21 protein-coding genes are annotated in these 22,294 nt (G+C 61.0%); 4 read left to right on the top strand and 17 right to left on the bottom strand.

From position 1 onward, the window contains the following. Positions 1–31 precede the first annotated feature (31 nt). On the bottom strand, positions 32–1,936 hold the full coding sequence (locus PMI16_RS06745) for an AI-2E family transporter (protein WP_007877738.1): 1,905 nt from the start codon (positions 1,934–1,936) through the stop codon (positions 32–34). A 206-nt stretch (positions 1,937–2,142) separates the two neighbouring features. Here PMI16_RS06745 and PMI16_RS06740 point away from each other — a divergent pair, with 206 nt between their 5' ends. Beyond that, positions 2,143–3,684 carry a sensor domain-containing diguanylate cyclase gene (locus tag PMI16_RS06740; RefSeq protein ID WP_007877733.1) on the top strand — a complete coding sequence of 514 codons (1,542 nt, stop codon included), beginning with the start codon at positions 2,143–2,145 and terminating at the stop codon, positions 3,682–3,684. Positions 3,685–3,838: 154 nt separating this feature from the next. On the opposite strand, the gene PMI16_RS06735 is transcribed toward PMI16_RS06740, so the two are convergent. The 13 genes from PMI16_RS06735 to ypfJ form a co-directional block, all read right to left on the bottom strand. After that, on the bottom strand, positions 3,839–4,924 hold the full coding sequence (locus PMI16_RS06735) for an alkene reductase (RefSeq protein WP_007877732.1): 1,086 nt from the start codon (positions 4,922–4,924) through the stop codon (positions 3,839–3,841). 284 nt (positions 4,925–5,208) lie between these two features. After that, on the bottom strand, positions 5,209–5,823 hold the full coding sequence (locus PMI16_RS06730) for a riboflavin synthase (protein WP_007877730.1): 615 nt from the start codon (positions 5,821–5,823) through the stop codon (positions 5,209–5,211). Positions 5,824–5,839: 16 nt separating this feature from the next. Further along, complete coding sequence (ribD, locus tag PMI16_RS06725; RefSeq protein ID WP_007877728.1) at positions 5,840–6,958, bottom strand: bifunctional diaminohydroxyphosphoribosylaminopyrimidine deaminase/5-amino-6-(5-phosphoribosylamino)uracil reductase RibD; 1,119 nt, start codon at positions 6,956–6,958, stop codon at positions 5,840–5,842. A 35-nt stretch (positions 6,959–6,993) separates the two neighbouring features. Then, positions 6,994–7,602 (bottom strand): GspH/FimT family pseudopilin, encoded by a 609-nt coding sequence (locus tag PMI16_RS06720; protein ID WP_007877726.1) that lies wholly within the window; start codon positions 7,600–7,602, stop codon positions 6,994–6,996. A gap of 15 nt (positions 7,603–7,617) precedes the next feature. Beyond that, the gene (locus PMI16_RS06715; protein ID WP_034379460.1) at positions 7,618–8,070 is read right to left on the bottom strand and encodes a type IV pilin protein; all 453 of its coding nucleotides are present in this window, start codon (positions 8,068–8,070) and stop codon (positions 7,618–7,620) included. 17 nt (positions 8,071–8,087) lie between these two features. After that, on the bottom strand, positions 8,088–8,717 hold the full coding sequence (locus tag PMI16_RS06710; RefSeq protein ID WP_007877723.1) for a pilus assembly PilX family protein: 630 nt from the start codon (positions 8,715–8,717) through the stop codon (positions 8,088–8,090). Beyond that, the gene (locus PMI16_RS06705) at positions 8,714–9,637 is read right to left on the bottom strand and encodes a PilW family protein (protein WP_237719801.1); all 924 of its coding nucleotides are present in this window, start codon (positions 9,635–9,637) and stop codon (positions 8,714–8,716) included. The genes PMI16_RS06710 and PMI16_RS06705 overlap by 4 nt, the downstream gene beginning before the upstream one ends. 30 nt (positions 9,638–9,667) lie before the next feature. Further along, positions 9,668–10,243, bottom strand: coding sequence for a type IV pilus modification protein PilV (gene pilV / locus PMI16_RS06700; protein WP_007877719.1), 576 nt, complete (start codon positions 10,241–10,243; stop codon positions 9,668–9,670). Between the two features lie 151 nt (positions 10,244–10,394). Then, complete coding sequence (locus PMI16_RS06695) at positions 10,395–11,027, bottom strand: DUF924 family protein (RefSeq protein ID WP_007877718.1); 633 nt, start codon at positions 11,025–11,027, stop codon at positions 10,395–10,397. After that, positions 11,024–11,242, bottom strand: a complete 219-nt coding sequence (locus PMI16_RS06690) for an RNA-binding S4 domain-containing protein (RefSeq protein ID WP_007877717.1) — start codon at positions 11,240–11,242, stop codon at positions 11,024–11,026. The genes PMI16_RS06695 and PMI16_RS06690 overlap by 4 nt, the downstream gene beginning before the upstream one ends. 30 nt (positions 11,243–11,272) lie before the next feature. After that, positions 11,273–11,542 (bottom strand): hypothetical protein, encoded by a 270-nt coding sequence (locus PMI16_RS06685; protein WP_007877716.1) that lies wholly within the window; start codon positions 11,540–11,542, stop codon positions 11,273–11,275. Positions 11,543–11,551: 9 nt separating this feature from the next. Further along, a complete protein-coding gene (locus PMI16_RS06680) occupies positions 11,552–11,935 on the bottom strand; it encodes an MAPEG family protein (RefSeq protein WP_007877715.1) in 384 nt (127 codons plus the stop codon). Between the two features lie 13 nt (positions 11,936–11,948). After that, positions 11,949–12,836 (bottom strand): KPN_02809 family neutral zinc metallopeptidase, encoded by an 888-nt coding sequence (gene ypfJ, locus PMI16_RS06675; RefSeq protein WP_007877713.1) that lies wholly within the window; start codon positions 12,834–12,836, stop codon positions 11,949–11,951. A gap of 354 nt (positions 12,837–13,190) precedes the next feature. Between ypfJ and PMI16_RS06670 the strand changes: the two genes are divergently transcribed. Further along, on the top strand, positions 13,191–15,653 hold the full coding sequence (locus PMI16_RS06670) for an acyl-CoA dehydrogenase (protein WP_007877711.1): 2,463 nt from the start codon (positions 13,191–13,193) through the stop codon (positions 15,651–15,653). A 380-nt stretch (positions 15,654–16,033) separates the two neighbouring features. Then, positions 16,034–16,330: a hypothetical protein gene (locus PMI16_RS06665; protein WP_007877710.1), complete on the top strand. Its 297-nt coding sequence runs from the start codon at positions 16,034–16,036 to the stop codon at positions 16,328–16,330. A gap of 73 nt (positions 16,331–16,403) precedes the next feature. Here the strand turns inward: PMI16_RS06665 and PMI16_RS06660 are convergent, their stop codons facing one another. Next, positions 16,404–17,105 carry a hypothetical protein gene (locus PMI16_RS06660; protein WP_007877708.1) on the bottom strand — a complete coding sequence of 234 codons (702 nt, stop codon included), beginning with the start codon at positions 17,103–17,105 and terminating at the stop codon, positions 16,404–16,406. Positions 17,106–17,367: 262 nt separating this feature from the next. On the opposite strand from PMI16_RS06660, the gene PMI16_RS06655 reads away from it, so the two are divergent. Beyond that, a complete protein-coding gene (locus PMI16_RS06655) occupies positions 17,368–18,345 on the top strand; it encodes an aldo/keto reductase (protein WP_007877706.1) in 978 nt (325 codons plus the stop codon). 70 nt (positions 18,346–18,415) lie between these two features. Here the strand turns inward: PMI16_RS06655 and PMI16_RS06650 are convergent, their stop codons facing one another. Together PMI16_RS06650 and PMI16_RS06645 are read right to left on the bottom strand one after the other, a co-directional pair. Continuing rightward, on the bottom strand, positions 18,416–19,963 hold the full coding sequence (locus PMI16_RS06650) for a methyl-accepting chemotaxis protein (protein ID WP_007877704.1): 1,548 nt from the start codon (positions 19,961–19,963) through the stop codon (positions 18,416–18,418). Between the two features lie 270 nt (positions 19,964–20,233). Beyond that, positions 20,234–22,294: hydantoinase B/oxoprolinase family protein (locus PMI16_RS06645; protein ID WP_007877702.1), on the bottom strand; the 2,061-nt coding region annotated here is incomplete at its 5' end.

Below are 22,294 nucleotides of genomic sequence, written 5' to 3'. Positions count from 1 at the left end.
AATGGTCAGTTTTGTCGCAACAATGGAAGACTCAGGTTTTGCCGCCGGGTTTATCGTAAACATGCAAAGTGCGCAGGCAACTCTGCACCGCTTCCTCAAACGAATACACGACCTCATGTGCACCTGCCATGGCGTTGTCCTGCAACTGCAATTGCTCGAACGGACTGGCGATTTGCAGCACCAGTTGTTTGACGTGAGGCAGACGTTGCTGCATCTGGATCAGCGCCGATTCGATCTGCGCCTGCTCCTTGGCCGGCTCGATGCTGACCAGGCAGAACATCGCCACGATGCCGGGTTTGACGTCGGGCGGCGGCGCCTCGCCCATTTCGCCAAGCGTGACGTGGCGGCCGTCGACGTTTTGCTTGCGCAGGATGCGCACCAGGATTTCCGCCGCCAGTTCGTCACCGCCGGAGCCGGCGCCGATACCCAGCACGATGGTGCCGGCCGGGACGTCGAAGGAACCTTGCGTGCCGCCGATGACGGCTTCGCGGCGACGGCGTAGCTGGCGGCCGATGTTGACGTCTTCCAGCATGGAGATGCGGCTGTATTGCCGCCACCATTTCGGATTTTCGCCGAGCGCTTCGATGACGGAGGCGATGGCGCTGCCGACTTTCAGTTGTTCGCTCTTGCTGATCGCGTTGGCATCCAGATCCGCGCGCGCCAGATGCAGCGCCGGCACCAGCACCGAGTCGCAATAGGCTGCGAAGGATTTGCGCTTCAAGATCTGACGTGCGCTGGCGATGATTTCCTGCGTGTCGCCGGAGAGGGCGCGCTGATAAAAGTTTTGCGGCAAGGTGAGCGCGGGAATCTCGCCGAGCAGGATTTCAAACATGTTGAGCGCGCGGAAATATCTGCCCGCCACCACCAGGCACAAGGTCAGCGGCGTCGACAGCACCAGCCCGACCGGCCCCCAGATCCAGCTCCAGAAGATCGCAGCGATCACCACCGACAACGGCGACAGGCCGGTGGTGTGGCCGTACAGCTTGGGTTCGACCAGTTGCGCAAACACGACTTCGATGACCAGGAACAGCAGCAGCGTCATGACGGCCAGCGACCAGCCCGGCGAAATCGCCGCCGCCAGCAAGGTCGCGCAGAAGGCGGCGATCCACACGCCGACATAAGGGATGAAGCGCAGGATCGCGGCCATCGCTCCCCACAGCAAGGCCTGCGAAAGGCCGAGGATGCTCAGGCCTGTCCACACCAGCACGCCGACGCCGATGTTGACGGCGAATTGCGACACGAAAAAACGCGACAGACGCTCGCCGGCATCGTTGACGGCAATGGTCGTGGCGCGCAGGTCGTTGCCGCCGGCCAGGCGGATGAAGCGGTCGCGCAGGGCTTCGTGTTCCAGCAGGACGAAGATCAGGACCACGAAGACGATGCCGGCGGTTTCCAGCGGCGCCCACACCGATGACACGATGCGCGTGAGCAGCTGCAGCGGTTTTTGCGGCGGCGCATGGATTTCGACGGGGATGGGGCCCGTGTTGTTGCCGCGCAGCGTGGTGTTGCGCGGCGGCGTCGTGCTGCCGGCGTCCTTGTCGTCGGAGAGATGCTCGATCCAGCGTCCGGCCTGGCCGTTGAGCTCGCCCAGTTTTCCCAGCGTCAACTGATCGAGCACCGAAATCTTGCTGCGGATGGTGTCGGCATATTGCGGCAGGCTGGCGCCGATGCGCACCACCTGCGTGCCGATGACCAGCCCGACCGCCGCCAGCGACAGCGCCAGCGTCACGACGGCGACGCCCACCGACAGCGTTTGCCCCAGGCCGATCTGACGCAGGCGATGGATGAAGGGCGTGATCAGCAGGCTCAGGATGATGGCGAGCGTGATCGGGATCAGGACGTCGCGGCCGAAATACAACAGGGCCAGGACAGTCGCCGTGCCGAGGATGCCGGCAACTTGATTGGATTGGCGCCGGGGTTCTTGTTGATTCGACAAGGAAGGGACCTCTGGAATGATTAAACGGACCGATGATCGGCATGGGATGCCATGAAAGCGTGCATTTCCCTTTGCCAACTTTATCATGCGAAAGCGATCCGTTTCCGGAGCAAACTTGTTGGCGCCGGATGGCGAATAGAAGTATCGCTGCTCGGGTTTTCAAAATACTATGCTGCTGGAGCTATTTTTTATTTCACCCGGGAATCATGTCTGACAAAAAGAACGTCTTCACAGGCAGGCGAGCGCGGTTTTTTATTGCGTTCATCGCGCTGGCCATTGTTATTCTTGAAATGTGGGGAATAGGCTATAGCCGCAAGGTACAAATAGGGGAAAGCCGGGCATCCATCTCGAACGTGACGCGCGCGCTGGCACAGCACGCCGAAGATACCCTGAAAGAAGCCGGGATCGTCATCGGCGACGTACTCGAACGATTGCCGCGCGATGGCGCATCGCCCGCAGGCCTGGAACGCACGCATCAGGCGCTGCGGGCGCGACTGGCTTCCTTGCCGCAAATCGACGGTCTCTATGTGCTGGACCGGGACGGCAATCTGATCATGACGTCGCAGGAAAAACTCAACAAGGAATTGAACGGGCGCGACCGCGCCTATTTTCGCTACCATCAGAATCATGTCGATCCCGGCACCCATATCGACGTGCCGATACAAAGCAGGTCGACAGGGCGTTGGGGATTTACGGTCAGCAGCCGCTACAACATGCCTGACGGCAGTTTCGGCGGCGTCGTCGTCGCCAACATCGATATGGGGTATTTCGAGAAATTCTATCGGACCTTCGACATCGGCAGCGACGGCGCGATCGTACTGGTTCGTTCGGACGGCATGCTCCTGTATCGCCGTCCCATGCGCGACGAATTTGCCGGCAAGAACATGACCGGCACCGCCTTGTTCCGCCAATACCAGGAAAATACGCTGACAGGTTCCGCGCTCATCAAGTCGTCGCAGGACGGCGTCACGCGCATCAACGTCTATCGCGGCGTTGCAAGCTTCCCCTTGTTCGTGGCGGTCGCGATGTCCGAAGATGAAATCCTGTCCGACTGGTGGCGCGAGTCCTTTTTGCACGGCGGCAGCGTCGCATTGCTCCTGTTTGCATTGCTGTACGCCGGCAACAGATTGATCACGCAGGTCAGCCAACGCTCCAGGACCGAGACCAGTGCCCTGGATGCGCAGGCGAAAGCCGAGCGGCTCAGCCAGTCGCTGGAACAGCTTGCCTTGCAGGATGACGTAACCGGCTTGCCGAACCGCCGTCAATTCGATGCGCAGCTAAAGAGCGAGCTCGACCAGGCCAAGGACCGGCAGGCGGCGGTGGCGCTCATGATGATGGATATCGATCATTTCAAGGTATTCAATCATCTGTATGGGCATGTCGGCAGCGACGACTGCCTGCGCAGCATCGCCGGCGCGATCAGGACGAACCTGAGGCAATCGCCTTACCTTGCCGCACGCTATGGTGGCGAACAGTTCGGCATCATCCTGCCCAATTGCACGTTGACGGCGGCAGTGGGTTTTGCCGAACGATTGTGCGAAGCGACCCGCGGCCTTGCGATCCCCCATTGGGAAAGCGACGACGGCGTCGTCACCGTCAGCATCGGCGTGAGCTGCCTGGACCCGGTGGATGAGAACGACCTTGGCGCCGATCTGATACGCTCGGCCGACCATGCCCTGCAGATGGCGAAGCAACGCGGCCACGATCAGGTGGCCAGTTTTTCGTTGCCGAAAATCAGTAAAAAATAAGCGGCGTTCCAGAGCCTGCCCTGCAATCACTGCGGCCTTGCTGCGGGCGCCGGAAAATCAAAACGCCGCCGGGTGATGCCGGCGGCGTTTTTTCATTCGCTGCTGCCGGTCGTTGCCGACGCGGCAGGATGCTCTTGCTGTTTCTTCGCTTTGCTTAAGCTGCCAGTACAGGGTAGTCGACATAGCCTTCCGCACCGCCGCCGTACATGCCTTCTTCCCTGAGCGGGTTGAGCGGCTGGGCTTCGCGCAGGCGACGCACCAGGTCGGGATTGGCGATGAACAGGCGGCCGAACGCCACGGCGTCGGCCAGCTTGTCGCCCAATACCGATTGCGCCTCGGCGCCGGTGAAGCCGTTGTTGACCAGCAAGGCGCCCGGGAAACGGCTGCGCAGCGCGGCATAGTCGAAGCTTGCGCCGGCCGGTTGGCGTGTGCCGCCGGTTTCGCCTTCGATGACATGCAGGTAAGCCAGGCCCAACGGTGCGATCTGTTCCACCACGTAGTTGTAGAGCGCCTGCGGCTGGCTGTCGAGCGCGGTGTCGTTGAAGGTCGTCATCGGGCTCAGGCGAATGCCGGTGCGGCCGCCGCCGATTTCCTTGGCGATGGCTTGCATGACTTCGATCAGCAGGCGCGCGCGGTTGGGAATGCTGCCGCCGTACGGACCGCTGCGGTCATTGACGCTGTCGCGCAGGAACTGCTCCAGCAGGTAAGTGTTGGCGGCATGCACTTCGACGCCGTCGAAGCCGGCATCGATCGCATTGCGCGCGGCCAGGCGATAGTCTTCCACCAATCCCGGCAGTTCGTCGTCGCGCAGCGCACGCGGCGTCGACACATCGGTGTAGCCGTCGGCGGTGAAAGTCTTGGCGTTGGCGGCGCGATCGGTCGACGAAACCGGCGCTGCGCCGTCCGGCAGCAGCGAGCTGTGGGAGATGCGACCGACGTGCCACAGCTGCAGCACGATCTTGCCGCCTGCGGCATGCACGGCATCGGTGACTTCGCGCCATGCGGCGACCTGTTCTTCGGAATGGATGCCGGGCGTGCCGATATAGCCTTGGGCCATGCGGGTGATCTGCGTGGCTTCCGCAATGATCAGACCGGCGCTGGCGCGTTGGCGATAGTACTCAACCGTCAGCGGACCCGGCTTGAGACCTTCGATTGCGCGGCTGCGCGTCAGCGGCGCCATGACGATGCGATTGGCGAGGGCGATATCGCCGAACTGGATGGGATCGAACAGGGATGTCATGAAATATCCTTTAGCAAGAAAAAAGACAGCGGTGCTTCACTGTCTTAGTAACGGTAACCAGGCGGTAACCAGAAAATACGGCTCGCAATAACGCGACACGGGTCCATGATACCTTAAAATTAGACCGGTCGTCTAATGCGAAAATTTGCTTGTTAGGGCAGAGAGGAAGGTGGCGACGAGCTGGGTATTTTCAACCCTGCTGAGGGCAAGGCGCAGCCAGGGGGATACGGCGGAAGGCGATGCAACCGGACAGGCCTCTGTCTGTCCGGGTTGGGGGAGGGGCGTTACTTGGCAGCCGACAACATGCGTTCAACATAACGCGCAATCAGATCAATCTCCAGATTGACCTTGCCGTCGACCTTGAGGTGCTTGAGCGTGGTGACCTGAATCGTGTGCGGGATCAGGTTGATCGAGAAGCGGCAACCGTCGGCGACGTCTTCCACGCGGTTGACGGTGAGCGAGACGCCGTTGACGACGATCGAACCTTTATAGGCCAGGTACTTGCCGAGTGAGGCCGGGGCTTCGACGATCAGTTCCCAGGACTCGCCGACCGGTTCGAACTTGCGCACCACGCCGAGGCCGTCGACGTGGCCGGACACCAGGTGGCCGCCAAGACGTTCCGCCAGGGTCAGTGCTTTTTCCAGATTGACTTCGCCGGGGGCATCGAGGCCGGCGGTGAGGTTGAGGCTTTCGCGCGAGACATCGACGGTGAAGCCTTTGGCGGTCTTTTCGACGACCGTCATGCAGGCGCCGTTGAGGGCGATCGAATCGCCCAGCGCGACGTCATCCATCGGCAGCGCGCCGGCGTCGATGTCGAGGCGCACGCCGGCGTCGGCGGTATTGCCCAGAGGTTGAACGGAAGTGATCTTGCCGACGGCGGCGACGATGCCTGTAAACATGATGAAGCCCAAAAAATTAACGGAACCGTGCAAGGATACGCAAATCTTCGCCGATTTGCTTGACCTCGTGGAAGTGCAGCGGGATTTTGCCGGAAAGGTCGTCCAGCGCCGGCAGGTCGAACATGCTGCGGCCGTCGCCGAGCAGGCTGGGCGCGAGATACAGCAACAATTCGTCGACGCAGCCTTCGCGGATCAGCGAGGCGTTGAGTTTGGAACCTGCTTCGATGTGGACTTCGTTGAGCTGGCGTTGGCCGAGCTCGGCAATCACGCGCGGCAGGTCGACCTTGTGGTCGGCATTGGGGAGGACGATGATTTCAGCGCCCTGGTCTTCCAGGGCGGCAATCTTCTCGCGGTCTTCGCTGGCGGTGAACACCCAGGTGCCGCCGCCGGCCAGGATATGGGCGGAGGGCGACAGCGCCAGCTTGCTGTCGATGACGATGCGGCGCGGCTGGCGCGGCGTGTCGACCGCGCGCACGCTCAGTTGCGGATTGTCGTCCTTGACGGTGCCGATGCCGGTGACGATGGCGCAGGCGCGCGCGCGCCAGAAGTGACCGTCGTCGCGCGCCGCCTGGCCGGTGATCCATTGGCTTTTGCCGTTGTGCAAGGCGGTCTTGCCGTCCAGGCTGGCGGCCGATTTCATGCGTATCCAGGGCGTGCCTTGCTGCATGCGCTTGAAGAAGCCGATGTTCATTTCATGGGCGGCGTCCTGCATCAGGCCGGACACGACGGCGATGCCGGCGGCTTGCAGTTTTTCCAGGCCTTTGCCTGCGACCAGTGGGTTGGGATCGGTCATGGCCGAGACGACCTTGCCGAGGCCGGCATTGACCAATGCATCGGCGCACGGCGGCGTACGGCCGTAATGGCTGCACGGCTCCAGCGTGACGTAGGCGGTGGCGCCGCGCACGTCGTTGCCGCGCTCCCGCGCATCTTTCATCGCCTGGATTTCGGCATGGTTGTCGCCGGGCGGTTGGGTGAAGCCGGCGCCGATGACGCGGCGGTCCTTGACGATCACGCAACCGACGCGCGGATTGGGCGTGGTGGTGAACATGCCGAGTTCGGCCTGCGCCAGCGCCAGCGTCATGGCTTGCCGGTCGTTGTCGATGTCGATGGAATAGAGGGACAAATTAGTGGACACGTTAAAGTTTGCGTTGTCTGTGTTGGTGAGTATGGTCAGTTGCCTTCTGCCGCCGTGCCGGTGTTGCTGCCGCTGAACCTGCAACTGGTGTCGTCCGCCGGGTTGCATAAACGGGCGCGACCGGCCAGGGTGAGGCGCACGACTCTTTCCTTGCCGTTCAGCGAAAACTGCCAGGAGCCCCATTGCGGCGTCAGTGCGTTGAGGTTGTTGCGCGGCCTGCCGTTACCATTGTAAGCGATGTAGGGATAAGACTTGTCGCTCAGCGTGGTGGCGACTTGCAAGCCTGTCGCGAGATCGTCGTGGCTGTAGATGAGCTCGTCGCCGGCGTCGTATTGCGGGCGGTTGTCGTCATTTTTATTGACGAAGACCACCCAGCCTTTTTCCCAGTGCAAACCGTCGCGCGGCCCGAGGTCGACGCGGGCGCCGCGCTGGATGGCTTCGCTGCGCGCCAGGTTCAGCGCAAACAGGAACTGGCTTGATGCCGTGACAAGTTGTTGGGTTTGCAGATAGGCGCGGAAGCTGGGCACGCCGGCGGCGAGAAGAACGCCGACGATGCCAAGGACGATCAGCAATTCAGGCAGGGTGAAACCGGCGCGGCGTATGCAGCGTGCCTGGCGTGTGTTGTGCGTCTGGTGTGCCGGCATGTCGCAGTCTTGCTTTCACCGGCACATTGCAGGCGTCGATGCAGCCGGCAATCCGGCCGCACTCCTTTCGCCGAGACTGTTGAGCGTCAGCGTGCCGCAAACTTCATCCTGGAAGCGGGTATCGACTTGCGGTCCGCCCGGCGTTGCCGACAACAGGACGCAATTCCGGATGGCGTCGCCGGGACAAGCTGCTGCACTGATCTGGTAGGCGCTGCTTGCCGCTGCGCTGCCCGAATACCAGATGAACGAGCCTGCGTTGTCGGCGGCATAGGCCTGGTAGTTGTTGTAGCGGGAAAAGAAGCGCTCCTGCTGTTGCATGGCCTGCATGAGGGCCGCGCGCGCTTCGGCCCGTTTTCCCTTGAGGATGACGCCGCGGTAGGACGGATAGGCGAACAGTGCGAGCACGCCGATGATGCCGACCACGCACATCAATTCGATCAGGGTAAAGCCGTGGGAGTGGGGTTTCATGATATTGCCGTTTTCTTTCAATGAGAATTTTCCTTCCAGTTGCCGATTTCTCGCCAGCCGAGCCTGACGGGCGGCTTGTTTGCCTGGTCGGGAGCGGCGTTGATGGCATGGATGGATTGCAAGACGACTTGCGTGCTTTCTCGCGTGCCGAAGCCGACGGCGGTGACGCGATAGCGTCGCAAGGCGGATGCGCCGGCGCCGGGTTTGCCGACCGCGATCAGCTCGACCAGATAGCGTGGCGGCCGCGACGCCAGGGATGCCGTACCGTAGGGAAAGCGTTGCCCGGAGTAGCGGCCGTACTCGATCCAGGGCGTCGGCGCACGCATGTTGAATATCGTCCATAGTGGCGTGTCGCCGGTGCTGCAGAGTCCGGCGAAGGCGCCGCTCTCATGGCAGCTTCCGGGCAACTCGGGAAATGCTTCGATCTGCCCGCGCGCATTCGCCGCATCACCGAAAATATCCAGTTCCGCATCGCGCAAGGCAGCCTCCGCCGCTTCGAAGGCGATCTGGCGGTCGCGATCGCTACGCGACGATTTTTCATTCATCAGCGCCATGCGCGCAGCGGACACACCCAGCAGCATGACGACAATCAGCATGATCAGGGCGATCAGCAGGGAGGCGCCGGACTGGCGATGGGGTTTCGTCATGACGGCATATTGCGCAAACGAACCGTGGCCTGGAACAGCTTGCGCATCCTGTGCTGCTGTTTGAGTTTCGTGACGGTGGTTCCGGGATCGAGGCCGTTGCGATAGGCCGGACCGAACAATTCATAGACGGTCTCCGGCGCATCGTTGCCGCTGTTCTGTTCGCCGCGCACCAGCATGGCGATACGCACGGCGACGACTTGACGCCACTGCTGCGCCGTCATTTGCGAGGCATTGCGATATTGCGCGACGGGGCCGTCGACGTGATTGCCGACGCCATCGCCGATGCCATACAGAACCTGGAATGCTTCGACGCCGCGTGCGATGGCGGTGGAACTCCAGCCGTCGTTTTTGGTGACGTATTTGCAGCGCAGCTCCGGTTCGTCGCTGCTGTCGGCGGCGACGTAAAAAATGCTCCAGCCGCGTTCATCGTCTGCGGCGGCGGGCGTGGCAATCGCCGCCGCATTGGCCGGTGCCGCCACGGCGAATCCGGCGCAATTGAGGATGCTGCCGTCCGCCTTGTTGCCGGCGCTGGAACCGAAATAACGGATCGCCAGCACATCGCTGCCGTAGTTGGCCGTATTCGATTGTGAAGCGGTGAGCGCGGCGGTCTGGCTATTGAGTCTGGCGTTGTCCATCCCAAGGATGCCCGCAGAGAGCTGCGTCATGTCGAGCGAGTCGGTGGCGGCAAACGCCGGATGGTCGTAAGGAACGAAGTTGGCTTGCCGGATCGCCCGGCTTAGCACATCGATCGCGTAGCGTCCCGTGTCCTGCACCAGCGCCCCGTCGCTGACGGCGACGTAGCTGGATTTCGCCGCGTTGAGCAATGCCAGCGAGGCGAGCGCGACGCCCATGCCGAGCGCCAGGGCGATCATCAGTTCGATCAGGCTCAGGCCTGCTTGCCTGCATTGCCCGCGTTGCAATAAGCGTCGAAAGGAAGGGCCGCGTCGCATTCAGATGGCGACGGCGATGGCAACGAAGGGCGCGGATTGCGCCGGGGAAGACATCTCCGCAGCAGACGTCTTCTCTCTTGCCGACCATCCTATCTTGATCACGATGGCGGCATCGCCGGCATGATCGCAAGACCACTGCAATCCATTCGCCGTCGCCGGATTGCCGTCATGGCAAACGACGGCTTTGGCATGCGGCAATGCTTGTTGCAATTGCTGTTGCCAGCCCTGCACATCAGCGATGGTCATGGCGGCACTGTCGCAGGAACGCTGCACGCAAGTGACGGAAGGTGGCAATGTGGCGGTCGCTGTTGCAGCTGCTTCATATGAAAACAAAAACGGGCTGTTGGCGGATCGCGCCAGTTCAGGATCGGCGCGCATGAGTTCGGCCAGCGTGACGGCAAGCTGCGTCGCCGCGGTCTGGAATCCGCTTTGCTGCGCCGTGCGCAAGGCATGCAATTGCATCGCGGCGACGCCGCTTGCGCCGAGCGTCAGGATGACGACGGCGACCAGGACTTCGATGAGGGTAAAGCCGCGTTCGCGGGATGTTCTACCGGTCTTGTTCACATGGAATCGCATGGCGTGTTCATGCAAAAAGTCCAGATTGTGAGGGAATTTCCAAGGCGGGAAAGACGAAGTTGCGCGTTGCGATGGCCGTAACGCGCAATTTTCCTGCTATTTAAAATTTTTTGTTGATCCCTCTCGGGGATATTGAAGGCGATCGTCTTATTCAGAACGAGGAATGCGGCTCTTTCAAAAACGCCGTTTCTTCGGGAGTGGAAGGGCGACCGAGAATGAGGTTGCGATGCGGGAAGCGGCCGAAGCGTTCGATGATGGCGTGATGCCGGTCCGCAAACTTCAGGTAGTTGTCGAAGCTTGCCTTGCAGGCCGGATCTTCGTTGGCGCTCTGCCTGGCGAGCGCGCGGAACAGTTGCACGGCGTATTCCTGATCGTCGATGTCTTCGGAGTGTTCCAGCGGCAGATAGAAGAATACGCGTTGCAGCGGCGCCAGCTGCTGGTCGAACCCCTGGGCCAGGCCGAGATGGCAGCATTGTTGCGCCAGTGCATCGAAGGCGAACGCCTGGGCGGCGTCGCGATACATGTTGCGCGGGAACTGGTCCAGCAGCAGGATCAGCGCCAGCATGCCTTGCGGCGTCTCGGCCCAGTCGTCGCGCCGGCCGCCGGCAGCGGCCAGCAGGTCGGCTTCAAAGCGCGCTTTGATGGTCTGGTCGACGACGGCGTCCTTGCCCCACCACAGCGCCGACTGGCGGCCGGAAACCGTTGCGGCCGGTGCGTCCGTACTGCTGCCGTCGGCGCCGAACCAGAACGCCAGGATGGCGTCGATATTTTCGGGCGCGCTCATTCGGCCAGTACGCGGATGCGCACGTCGCCCAATGCCACGGTCTGGCCGGCGGTGATCTTGCAGGTCTTGCGCAGCTCCTGTTTGCCGTCGACCTTGACGTGGCCGTCGGCGACGATGGCTTTGCCGGCGCCGCCGCTGTCGCACAATCCGGCCAGCTTCAACAGTTGGTTCAGTTCGACGTAGGGACCTTGCAGTTGGAATTCCAGGTGTTGCATATCAACCTTGTAGTGGTGTTTCAATAAAAATCAAACCAGTGTCTTCTCCGCCTTGTGCAGCCACACGGCGAGATTGTTCAGCAGGTCTTCCTGGCTGAAGGAACAGCTCTCTTCGGTGAACAGGCTGCCCGCCTCCAGGCGGCCGAGCAGGTCTTCGGCGACTTCTTCATAGCGCGGCGGCAGGCGTTTGAGCAAATCGCTTTGCGCGCGCCAGGCGGTGCAAAAGGCAGCGACATTGATATCGCCGTCGCGCAGGGCGTTGAGTGCGTCGTGCAGGGTCTGGATGCTGGCGTTGCTCATGATGGATGTTTAAAAATGATAAGCGGAAACGACGAACAAGCCGATCACGCAGGCATAGCCGACGCTCCAGGACAGCGAGCGCAGGCTCGGCAAGTCGTTCAGGTAGAGTGCCGTGTAGGCCAGGCGGGCGGCGATGAAGGCCATCGCCAGGCCGTCTATCCATGCCTGGGCGGCGCCGGTTTGCTGCGCCACCAGCACGGCGGCGGCAAAGAAGGGCAGTGCTTCGAAATGATTGCGGTGCGCATAATCGGCGCGGCGGCGCAGGCCGGTTTGCTTGTCCAGCCAGGCGCGCGGTTCGGAATTGTTGAAATCCTTGCTGCCGTATTTGGCGAGCGCGACCGTCAGCATCGGCAACAGGCCGGCGATCAGTATGCACCAGTAGGAAATAGGCATGGATGTCCCGCTCTTACAGCGTCTTGGCTTCGAAGGTGTTGCAGGCGCTGACCTTGCCTTGCGTGATGCCGCGCTTGAACCAGTTCACGCGCTGCGCCGAGGTGCCGTGGGTGAAGGAGTCCGGCACCACTTCGCCGCGCGCCTGGCGTTGCAGGGCGTCGTCGCCGATGGCCGAGGCGGCGTTGAGCGCGCCTTCGATGTCGCCTTGCTCGATGATGTGGCGCGCTTCATTGGCATGGTAAGCCCAGACGCCGGCGAAACAGTCGGCCTGCAGTTCCAGGCGCACCGACAGCGCGTTGGATTGCTTCTCCGACATGTTGCGGCGCGCCTTGTCGACTTTCCCGGAAATGCCGAGGAGGTTCTGCACGTGATGGCCGACTTCATGCGCGATCACGTAGGCTTGCGCAAAATTGCCGGTGACGTTGAAGCGTTGCTGCATCAATTTGTAGAAGCTCAGGTCGATGTAGACCTTTTGGTCGCCGGGACAGTAGAACGGACCGGTGGCGGTCTGGCCGGTGCCGCAGGCGGTCGGCGTGCTGCCGGAGAACAACACCAGCTTGGGCCGCACATAGGTCGCGCCGCCGGCCTTGAAGATCTCGCCCCAGGTGTCTTCGGTATCGGCCAGCACGGTCGAGACGAAACGCGCCATCTGGTCGTCCGGCGGCGGCTTGTGCGCCGGCGCCGAATGCTGCACGGGTGCGATCTGCCCGCCGCCGCTGAGCATGTTGATGACCGTGAGCGGATTGATGCCGAGGAAATAGGATGCCACCAGCGCCACCGCGATGCCGCCCAACCCGATCGAGCGGCCGCCGCCGAAGGAGAAACCGCCGCCTCCGCCGCCGCCATCATCGCCACGGCGGTCTTCAACGTTGTCGCTTTCGCGATTGCCTTCCCATTTCATGATTGTTTCCTTGATGTTGCTTTGAATTGCTGCTGACTTGATTAAGCGAGATTGTAATGGAGCGGGGCCGTGCGCGATGATTTCCACATGCCGATATCAGGGAAAGAATGAATTTCTGCGGAGAAATGCGGTCATCAAGACAAGCGCAGGCAGGATGCTGCGACATCGCACGGCGGGTTGCTGCAAAGGTTTTCACAATCGCAACTTCTGTGGGAATATCTCAATACGCTTGGCGTCCTGCATTCGGCGTACTCGGCGCATCCTCGTTTGCCTCATTCTTTGCACCATAAGCAGCGTGATCTGCACCTCGGGGTGTTGTCATGCAGATAACAACAATTCGAACGGGAGACTCTCATGATCTTGTGGCTCATAGTTTTCGTAGCAGGCGCTCTGGCATTGATGATGATGCGCGTCGGCGCATGGACCTGGCTGGTGGCGGAACTGGCCTGGATTTGGATAGGCGGCGTCACCGACCAGGCCAATTTCGTTGCCTGCGCGCTGCTGGCGATCCTGCTGTGCGTGCCGACCCTGCTGATCGCCATCAAGTCGGTGCGGCAGACGCTGATCACGCGTCCGGCGCTGGACGTCTTCCGCAAGATCTTGCCGAGCATGTCCGACACCGAGCGCGACGCCATCGAAGCCGGCACGGTCTGGTGGGACGCCGACCTGTTCTCCGGCAAGCCGGACTGGAACAAGCTCATGCAACTGCCGCCGCCGACGCTGACGGCGGAAGAGCAATCCTTCCTCGACAACGAAGTGACGCAACTGTGCGCCATGGTCAGCGACTGGGACACCACGGTCGCCTGGCAAGACCTGCAGCCGCAAGCCTGGCAGTTCGTCAAGGACAAGGGCTTCCTCGGCATGATCATCCCGAAGCAATACGGCGGCAAACAGTTCTCCGCCTACATGCATTCGCAAGTGATCATGAAGCTGTCCTCGCGCTGTTCGGTCGCGGCGATTTCCGTGATGGTGCCCAACTCGCTGGGGCCGGCGGAATTGCTGCTTCACTACGGCACCGAAGAACAAAAGAACCACTACCTGCCGCGCCTTGCCCGTGGCGATGAGATTCCTTGCTTCGCCTTGACCAGCCCCTACGCCGGCTCCGACGCGGCGGCGATTCCCGACGTCGGCGTCGTCTGCAAGGGCATGCATGAAGGGCGCGAAGTACTGGGCTTTCGCGTCACCTGGAACAAGCGCTACATCACGCTGGCGCCGGTCGCCACCGTACTCGGCCTGGCATTCCGCGCGCTCGATCCCGACCATCTGCTGGGCGGCAATGCGGAACCGGGCATCACCTGCGCGCTGATTCCGACCCAACATCCCGGCGTCGTCACCGGCCGTCGCCACTGGCCGCTCAACGCCGTGTTCCAGAACGGTCCGACCTCCGGCGAGAATGTCTTCATCCCGCTCGACTGGGTTATCGGCGGCCAGGAGCAGGTCGGCAAGGGGTGGCGCATGCTGATGGAATGCCTCGCCGCAGGGCGCGCCATTTCGCTGCCGTCGTCCAGCGTCGGCTTCTCCAAGATGGCGGTGCGGGGCACCAGCGCCTACGCCGCCATGCGCCGCCAGTTCAAGATCGCCATCGGCAAGTTCGAAGGCATCCAGGAAGCGCTGGCGCGCATGGGCGGTCATCTCTACATGATGGACGCCACGCGTCGCATGTCCTCGCTTGCCGTTGATGCGGGCGAGAAGCCGTCGGTGATTTCGGCGATCTCCAAATACCACGTCACCGAACGCGGCCGCATCGTCGTCAACGATGGGATGGACGTCATCGGCGGCAAAGGCATCTGCATGGGGCCGGGCAATTTCCTGGCGCGCGTGTACCAGCAGATTCCCATCGCCATCACGGTCGAAGGCGCCAACATCCTGACGCGCTGCCTGATCATCTTCGGGCAGGGCGCGATTCGCTGCCATCCTTATGTGCTCAAGGAAATGGCGGCCGCCAACGATCCCGACCACGACCGCGCGCTGGAAGATTTCGACAAGGCCTTCTTCGGCCATCTGAATTTCGTCGCCGCCAACAAGGCGCGTGCGCTGGTGTTCGGCCTGAGCGCGGGATTGCTGGCCGGTGCGCCGACCCAGGCTGCCGAAGAAACGCGCGTCTACTACCGCGCCGTGTCGCGCATGTCGGCGTGCTTTGCACTGTTGACGGATGTATCGATGCTGGTGCTGGGCGGCTCGTTGAAATTCCGAGAACGCATTTCGGCACGCCTGGGCGACGTGCTGTCGCAGCTGTATCTGATCTCCGCCACGCTCAAGCGCTACGAAGACGATGGCCGCCAGCGCGACGATCTGCCGTATCTGGAATGGTCGGTGCAGGATGCCTTGTACCGCGCCCAGGAAGCGATGCTCGAAGTGCTCGACAATTTTCCCAATCCCTTCATCGCGCTGGCCTTGCGCATTTTGATGTTCCCGCTCGGTCTCTCGTATCGCAAACCGTCGGATCGCTTGGCGAGCGAGGTTGCGGTGGCCATGCAGACGCCGGGCGCCTCGCGCGACCGGCTGGTGGCCGACGTGTATCAGCCCGATGCGGAAACCGATCCGCTGGGCTGCGGCGAACGCGCCTTCAACTTGCTGCCGCAAGTGCATGGCATCGAAACGCGCCTCAAGCCATCCGTCAAGGACGGCGTGTTGCCGCCGATACCGCAAAGCCTGATCGAAATGCGGCGCTGGAATGCACGCGCGATGGAGCAGGGCCTGATCAGCGCCGACGAGCGCGTGGTGCTGGACGATTTCGCGCATTACGGCAACATCACGGTGCAGGTGGACGATTTCGGCGCCGATCTGGATATGGCCGAAGCATTGCAAAAAACGTAAGAGCCGGTGCTGATCAAAAGCGCTTAAGTCAGGCGTAAAGTGGCGACGGTAATGCTATTTCATCTTCTGCCGTCGCCCCGGCGAACGCTGGGACCCAGTGTCGTGAAGACGGTCGATACGACACTGGGTCCTGACGTTCGTCAGGACGACCGGTGATTTAGTGCAAGTAATGTTGGTTGAAAACTCGGCAACATTTTGCTGAGCGGTTGCTGAAGGCTGTCCTTTGTTCTGAGCAGCTTGACCATGCGTCACAGCCGGCTGTCTTTGTCGACCGGCCGCAAAGGCTTATAATGGCGGCCACGATCATCTGTCCGGCGTTTTATCCAATGTGCGAAACGGCGCCGCTTTAATCTGTTCCCTGTTCGAAATCCGGTACTGCCATGACTACATCCAACAGCTTGTCCCCCAGCTCGCAAACTGCCGCGCCGCCGTTCCGCTGGCTCAACCCTTACCGTCCAACCACATTCCGCGTCATCGTCGGTCTCGGTATCGCCGCCATCGTGCTGGCGCTGATCAACCTGTTCGTGCCGGGTACGCTTGGCGCCACCGCCTATCTGTCGAGCATCGCCGCCGGCCTCGTCGCCTACGTGCTGGCTGAAGTGCTGCTGGTCACGATCGTGGTGGTCGGGCCGTTTGCGGGGTTTGTGTATGGGGTGATTGCTTTCTTTGCGCGTTGAGTATGAGCCGATCAGATTGAAAAAGGCCGGTAGCGACACCGGCCTTTTTTATTGATTTCAGCATTGCGGCAGCTCAGGGCAGGCTAAACGGATATCCCATGATCGTCGTTTCGAATAGCCGGAATTGCACCTTATCTTTGTCGATGCCGGGATATTCCTGCCGGATCTCATCCAGATACTTGCTGAAATCCTCCCGGGTCTCCGGATAAAAGCGCCAAGGCATCGGCGCTTTGGCGCAATCGAGGCTGAAGTGTCCGATGTAGACGATTTCTCCCGCTGCGACGGTAAAGCTGCCGCCCTTCGATTTGCCGTTTTCCAGCATGTTCTTGCGGTCGCCGTAAAAGTTGCCGACGTTGCTGACCGATTTGCCGAGCTTGATGCGGAATCCGGTCAGCAAATATTCACCGGGCTCGACGATGAAGGCGTAATTCCCGTAATTTTTCTTCGACGGCAAAATCGATCCATCCTTGATCATTACATCCCATTGCCCGTCGGCGGAGGTTTTCTGCACGCCGTTCTTATCGAACGCCAGGAATTGCAGCTGCGCATTTTCATATCGGGCACAGCCCCAATGCCTGCTCCAGTCGGCAGACATCAGTACAACTCCCTTGGTCGCTGCTTGTTGCGCAAACAGGGCAGCATCGAACTGCACGCTGGAACCGCTGGTCTCTTGCGCCCAGCCAGGCATGGTAACCAGGCTGCTTGCAACAATCAGGAGAGCACGAATGCTGAATTTGGATGAACCTGAAAAACGCGCCGTACCGGAAGCTGTCATTTGATTTTCCCCGATTAATTTTTATGTAGTCAGTGTCGGCAAACGGTTTTTTTCAGACCGTCTGCAAAAGCCCGCTGATAAATGTACCATGCCGACTTGCCATGAAAAATCTTGTCCGAGATGGTCAGGACTCTCGGCAAGCGATGCCAAAAACCGTATTCGCCGCCGCAAATAATTCATTGGAAAACGCGCCGCAGCGGACATACCATGACCGCCTCCGTGCCGACTGCACATCGGCAGCATTCAACAACAAGGACAACACATGCAAACACGCAAGCTCGCCAGCGATGGCCTTACCGTTCCTGAAGTCGGCCTCGGGTGCTGGCAACTCGGCGGCGGCTGGGGCGATCATTGGGACAACGACGTCGCCCGGCAGACGCTGGCGCAGGCCTACGCCACCGGCGTGCGCTTCATCGACACCGCCGACGTTTACGGCGACGGCGCCAGCGAACGCTCGATCGGGCAGTTCCTGAAATCGCACAAGGACCTTACCGTCGCCACCAAGCTCGGACGCGGCGCGATTTATCCGGACGGCTACAGCCGCGACGCCGTGCGCGCGGCGACACAGCGCTCGCTGGAACGTCTCGGCGTCGATAAACTCGACCTGACGCAGTTGCATTGCGTGCCGCCGGCCGTGCTCAAGGACGGCAAGATTTTCGACTGGATGCGCGAGCTGCGCCAGGATGGATTGATCAGCCGTTTCGGCGCCAGCGTCGAGACCGTGGAAGAAGGCCTGCTCTGCCTGGAACAGGAAGGCATGACCTCGCTGCAAGTGATCTTCAACATCTTCCGCCAAAAGCCGTTGGCGGAATTGCTGCCGAAAGCGAAAGAGAAGGGCGTCGGCATCATCGTGCGTCTGCCGCTGGCCAGCGGTCTGCTGAGCGGCAAGATGACCCGCGCGACGACCTTCAAGCCCGACGATCATCGCAACTTCAACCGCGACGGCCAGCAATTCAACGTCGGCGAAACTTTCGCCGGCCTGGAGTTCGACACCGGCGTCGATTTGGCGCAGGAGATCGCCGGGCTGGTTCCCGCCGGCATGAACATGGCGCAGATGGCCTTGCGCTGGATCCTCGATCACGACGCCGTGTCGGTGATCATCCCGGGCGCCAGTTCGCCGGCGCAGGTGCTGTCGAACGCCGGCGTCTCGGCCTTGCCGCGCTTATCCGTCGAGCTGCACGAAAAACTCGCGGCGTTGTATCGCGACAAGATTCATGCAGCGATTCGCGGACCGTATTGATTCGTCAGTGCCGCACAAAATAAAAAGCCCACGGCCGCAAGACCGTGGGCTTTTTTAATGGGGACGGCGCTTACAGCCTGAACACGCTGACCACCTTCACCAGATTGTCGCCCTGCATTTGCATCGACTTCGATGCGGCGGCAGCTTCTTCCACCAGCGCGGCGTTTTGCTGCGTGACTTCGTCCATCTGCGTGATGGCCAGGTTGACCTGATCGATGCCTTCGCTTTGCTCGTGGCTGGCGACAGCGATTTCCTTGATCACTTCGCTGACCTTGCGGATGCTGTCGACCACTTCTCCCATGGTCTTGCCGGCTTGGCCGACCAGGTCCGATCCGGCGCGCACTTCCTGCACCGAGCCGTCGATCAGCGATTTGATTTCCTTGGCTGCCGCAGCCGAGCGTTGCGCCAGGCTGCGCACTTCCGAAGCCACGACGGCAAAACCGCGTCCCTGTTCGCCGGCACGCGCGGCTTCCACCGCAGCGTTCAAGGCCAGGATATTGGTCTGGAAGGCAATGCCGTCGATGACGCTGATGATTTCCACGATCTTGTTCGATGAGGCGTTGATCGAATCCATGGTCTTCACCACTTGCTGCACTACATTGCCGCCTTGCTCGGCGACTTCGGAGGCCGACACCGCGAGTTCGCTGGCTTGTCTGGCGTTGGAGGCATTCTGCTTCACGGTCGAGGTGATTTCTTCCATCGCAGAGGCGGTCTCTTCCAGCGAGCTCGCTTGCTCTTCGGTGCGGTTGGACAGGTCCATGTTGCCGCTGGCGATTTCATCGACCGATTGTTTGATCGAGCCGGTTGCGCTCAGGATGCTGTTGACCGTGTCGACCATGCGGTCGCGGGTATAGGCGATCGATGATACCAGGCTGGCTTCGTCGCCCTTGCGCACGGCGATCACGCCGGTGAGGTCGCCTTCGGCGATCTTGCGCGCGATCTGCGAGGCTTCGCCCGGTTCTCCGCCGATGGAACGGTAGATGTTGCGCACCACCAGCATGGCAATGCCGGACATCACCGCACCGAGGATCAGCAGCACGACGCCGGCGCGGATCAGTGCGCGATAAAAGTCGGCCTGGATGTCATCCTGGTAGACGCTGGCGACGAAGTCCCAGTTCCACGGTTTGAAGCGTTTGACGAAGCCCATCTTGGAACTGGCTTTTTCTTCCTTGGGACGCGGCCACCAGTATTCAAGGAAGCCTTCGCCGGCCGCCGATGAACCGGTGGAGGCGATCATCTTGTACAGCTCGTTGCCCTTGGCGTCCTTGAAGTCGTACATGTTCTTGCCGTTGAGTTTGGGACTCATCGGATGCATGACCACCGTCGAATCGGCGCCCACCAGCGTGATGTAGCCGCTGCCGGTATAGCGCTGGTCGGCGACGCGGGCGATCGCCATTTTCTTGGCGTCGTCGACTGACATCTTGCCGTCGGCGGCTTGCCGGGCAAGCCCGTTGACGATGGAGTAGGACATCTCCGTGATATCGATCAGCGCATGCTGGCGGTCGGCGATCTGGAGATTTCTGGTTTCATAAATATTCCAGAGCGACAGCGCAAACAGCGCGACCCAGGAAAAAATCAGCGGAAGCCAGAGTTTCTGTTTCAAAGACAGGTTGTTCACCGCGTGTCCCCTTTTTTAAATATTTCCTGCGACGAGTAAATGCATCCTACACCACGATGTTGATCGTTTTTGTACGATGCTTGCCGAAAGATACTTGGTCGTATTTATGATGAAAAATCTTAGCACGATGCATGTATTTGAAAACGTTGAATTAACGGGTAAAGCTTCAGCCTTTTCCTGAAAAAAAAGCGGTATTGCCTTCCGGAAAGATGGCAATACCGCAAAGGGACGACTTGCTCAGAAAATAATATTGACAACCATGCGACGGCTTCAGACCGGTTTGCCGTAACCTCCGCCGCCCGGCGTGGCGATGACGAACACGTCGCCCGGCTGCATTTCCGTGCTGGCGACGAAGCCGAGTTCTTCCTGCGTACCGTCCTTGCGGATCACCATGTTCCGGCCGCACTGGCCGGGACTGCCGCCGGCTGCGCCGAACGGCGGGACGATGCGGTTGTTGGACAGGATCGACGCCGTCATCGCTTCAAGGAAACGGATCTTGCGCACGCCGCCGTTGCCGCCATGCCACTGGCCGATGCCGCCGGAATTTTCGCGGATCTCGTAGCTCTCCAGTCGGACCGGATAACGCCACTCCAGGATTTCCGGATCGGTCAGGCGCGAGTTGGTCATGTGCGTCTGCACCACGTCGGTGCCGTTGAAACCCTTGCCTGCACCCGAGCCGCCGGAGATGGTTTCGTAGTACTGGTACTCGCCGTTGCCGAAGGTGAAGTTGTTCATCGTGCCCGGCGCCGAGGCCAGCACGCCGAGTGCGCCGTAGAGCGCATTGGTGATGCAACTGGAGGTTTCTACGTTGCCCGACACCACCGCCGCCGGATAACGCGGATTGAGCATCGAGCCTTCCGGGATGATCACGTTGAGCGGTTTCAGGCAACCGGCGTTGAGCGGGATTTCATCGTCCACCAGCGTGCGGAACACATAGAGCACTGCCGCCATGCAGATTGCGCTCGGCGCGTTGAAGTTGTTGTTCAATTGCGGCGAGGTGCCGGTGAAGTCGATGTCGGCGGTGCGCTCGGCGTGATTCACGCGGATGGCCACCTTGATCACCGCACCGTTGTCGAGCCGGTAGTCGTAGCTGCTGTCCTTGAGCAGCGTGATGACGCGACGCACGGCTTCTTCGGCGTTGTCCTGCACGTGGCCCATGTAGGCTTGGACCACGTCCAGGCCGAAGTGATCGACCATCTTCAGCAGCTCGTCGACGCCTTTTTGATTGGCGGCGATCTGCGCCTGCAGGTCGGCCAGGTTCTGCGCGATGTTGCGCGCAGGGTAGGGGCCGGAACCGAGAAGGGCAACCGTTTCCTGTTCGAGGAAACGTCCCGCGCGCACCAGCTGGAAGTTGTTGATCAGGATGCCTTCCTCTTCCACCACGGTGCTGTTGGCCGGCATCGATCCCGGCGTGATGCCGCCGATGTCGGAGTGATGGCCGCGCGAACCGACGTAGAACAGGATGTCGCGGCCGTCCTTGTCGAAGGCCGGCGTGATCACCGTAATGTCGGGCAAGTGCGTGCCGCCGTGGTAGGGATCGTTGAGCATGAAGACGTCGCCGGGCTGCATCTTGCCGGCGTTCTCGCGGATGATGGTGCGGATGCTCTCGCCCATCGAACCGAGGTGCACCGGGATGTGCGGCGCATTGGCGATCAGGTTGCCTTGCGCGTCGAACAGCGCGCACGAGAAGTCCAGGCGCTCCTTGATGTTGACCGAGAAGGCGGTGTTTTGCAGGCGCAGGCCCATCTGTTCGGCGATGCTCATGAACAGGTTGTTGAACACTTCCAGCATCACCGGATCTGCCGTGGTGCCGATGGCCTTGCGTTGCGTGCGCGCCTGATAGCGTTGCATCACCAGATGGTTCAGCGGCGTGACTTCGGCCAGCCAGCCGGGTTCGACGATATTGGTGGCATTCTTTTCCGCGATGATCGCGGGGCCGTGCACGATGTCGCCGGGACGCATGTCTTCACGGCGATACAGCGCGGTGTCGTGCCACTGGCCGCCGGAGAACAGCTTTACGGTTTCGGTCGATTGCAACGCGCCGGCGCGCGGCGGCAGTTGCTCGGCTTTTTCTTCGCGGTCATTGGACACGCCGATTGCTTCCACCGAAATGGCTTCGATGATCATGGCCTTTTCCGGCATCAGGAAGGAATAGCGCTTCTTGTAAGCAGACTCGAACTGCTCCACCATGCCCGCGATATCGCCGAAGGCCACCACGATCACCGAATCGGTGCCGTCATAGCGCAGGTGGGCGCGTTTGATGACGTCGATCTGCGCCGGCGTCACGCCTTGCGACAGCAGATCGTCGGCGGCTTGCGTAGCCAGTTTGTT

Source organism: Herbaspirillum sp. CF444 (genome assembly GCF_000282135.1).
Taxonomy (GTDB): Bacteria; Pseudomonadota; Gammaproteobacteria; order Burkholderiales; family Burkholderiaceae_D; genus Herbaspirillum.
The sequence above is the reverse complement of the archived record's forward strand: the minus strand, read 5'-3'. Positions and strand labels throughout refer to the sequence as shown.

Coding starts and splice junctions, on each gene's coding strand:
- PMI16_RS06690 (WP_007877717.1), bottom strand. CDS start 11,242: ATGCAACACCTGGAATTCCAACTGCAAGGTCCCTACGTCGAACTGAAC.
- PMI16_RS06735 (WP_007877732.1), bottom strand. CDS start 4,924: ATGACATCCCTGTTCGATCCCATCCAGTTCGGCGATATCGCCCTCGCC.
- PMI16_RS06685 (WP_007877716.1), bottom strand. CDS start 11,542: ATGAGCAACGCCAGCATCCAGACCCTGCACGACGCACTCAACGCCCTG.
- PMI16_RS06710 (WP_007877723.1), bottom strand. CDS start 8,717: ATGACGAAACCCCATCGCCAGTCCGGCGCCTCCCTGCTGATCGCCCTG.
- pilV (WP_007877719.1), bottom strand. CDS start 10,243: ATGCGATTCCATGTGAACAAGACCGGTAGAACATCCCGCGAACGCGGC.
- PMI16_RS06670 (WP_007877711.1), top strand. CDS start 13,191: ATGATCTTGTGGCTCATAGTTTTCGTAGCAGGCGCTCTGGCATTGATG.
- PMI16_RS06665 (WP_007877710.1), top strand. CDS start 16,034: ATGACTACATCCAACAGCTTGTCCCCCAGCTCGCAAACTGCCGCGCCG.
- PMI16_RS06715 (WP_034379460.1), bottom strand. CDS start 8,070: ATGAAACCCCACTCCCACGGCTTTACCCTGATCGAATTGATGTGCGTG.
- PMI16_RS06695 (WP_007877718.1), bottom strand. CDS start 11,027: ATGAGCGCGCCCGAAAATATCGACGCCATCCTGGCGTTCTGGTTCGGC.
- PMI16_RS06730 (WP_007877730.1), bottom strand. CDS start 5,823: ATGTTTACAGGCATCGTCGCCGCCGTCGGCAAGATCACTTCCGTTCAA.
- PMI16_RS06660 (WP_007877708.1), bottom strand. CDS start 17,105: ATGACAGCTTCCGGTACGGCGCGTTTTTCAGGTTCATCCAAATTCAGC.
- PMI16_RS06740 (WP_007877733.1), top strand. CDS start 2,143: ATGTCTGACAAAAAGAACGTCTTCACAGGCAGGCGAGCGCGGTTTTTT.
- ypfJ (WP_007877713.1), bottom strand. CDS start 12,836: ATGAAATGGGAAGGCAATCGCGAAAGCGACAACGTTGAAGACCGCCGT.
- PMI16_RS06655 (WP_007877706.1), top strand. CDS start 17,368: ATGCAAACACGCAAGCTCGCCAGCGATGGCCTTACCGTTCCTGAAGTC.
- PMI16_RS06720 (WP_007877726.1), bottom strand. CDS start 7,602: ATGCCGGCACACCAGACGCACAACACACGCCAGGCACGCTGCATACGC.
- PMI16_RS06680 (WP_007877715.1), bottom strand. CDS start 11,935: ATGCCTATTTCCTACTGGTGCATACTGATCGCCGGCCTGTTGCCGATG.